2 tRNA genes and 2 rRNA genes are annotated in these 957 nt (G+C 48.2%); all 4 read left to right on the top strand.

Annotated features, from left to right (window positions below):
- Positions 1–70 (top strand): 16S ribosomal RNA (locus tag AC07P1_RS33715); the annotation flags it as partial.
- Positions 71–148: 78 nt separating this feature from the next.
- A tRNA-Ile gene (locus AC07P1_RS33710) sits at positions 149–225 on the top strand.
- 23 nt (positions 226–248) lie between these two features.
- Positions 249–324: transfer RNA gene (locus AC07P1_RS33705), tRNA-Ala, on the top strand.
- Between the two features lie 230 nt (positions 325–554).
- Positions 555–957 (top strand): 23S ribosomal RNA (locus tag AC07P1_RS33700); the annotation flags it as partial.

Below are 957 nucleotides of genomic sequence, written 5' to 3'. Positions count from 1 at the left end.
AGGATTCGTGACTGGGGTGAAGTCGTAACAAGGTAGCCGTATCGGAAGGTGCGGCTGGATCACCTCCTTTCTAGAGTGGCACGAGTCAGCAATGACTCACTCATCAAGCGTTCACACTTATCGACTGTCAATATAAAGAACAGCATTTGGGGCTGTAGCTCAGCTGGTTAGAGCACCGTGTTGATAACGCGGGGGTCGTTGGTTCGAGTCCAACCAGCCCTACCAGTTTCTGCCTGTAGTAAATCTCAGGGGGATTAGCTCAGCTGGGAGAGCACCTGCTTTGCAAGCAGGGGGTCGTCGGTTCGATCCCGTCATCCTCCACCAAGAGTTCAAATGCAAGCAACGCGTACCGCGTATGTTTATGTTTGATCTTTTAGAGATCAAGTGCTGTACGTTCTTTAACAATCTGGAAGAAGTAAGTAAATTTTTATTGATCGTGTCACCGACAGGTGGCGCGATGGGTAATGATTGTATGTATCAACAAACGCAACAACGTAGTACTTCTTATTTCTATAACCGCTCCTTTGTTTAGTCGCAAGGGGCTAACGTTATAGGGACAAGTGAATAAGTGCACATGGTGGATGCCTTGGCGATTACAGGCGATGAAGGACGTAGTAGCTTGCGATAAGCTGCGGGGAGCTAGCAAACAAGCTTTGATCCGCAGATTTCCGAATGGGGAAACCCGGCCTTTTAGGTCATTGCATACTGAATACATAGGTATGCAAAGCGAACGCGGCGAACTGAAACATCTAAGTAGCTGCAGGAAAATAAATCAACCGAGATTCCCAAAGTAGTGGCGAGCGAAATGGGAAGAGCCTGCACGTTTTAGCATGACGCATAACAGAATCCTCTGGAAATAGGAGCCATAGCGGGTGATAGCCCCGTATGTGAAATGCGATGTGTGGAACTAAGCGTGCGACAAGTAGGGCGGGACACGAGAAATCCTGTCTGAATATG

It is taken from the genome of Duganella sp. GW821-FHT07F09 (genome assembly GCF_059418705.1).
Note: the sequence above shows the minus strand (reverse complement) of the source record. Positions and strands in the feature narration are given on the sequence as shown.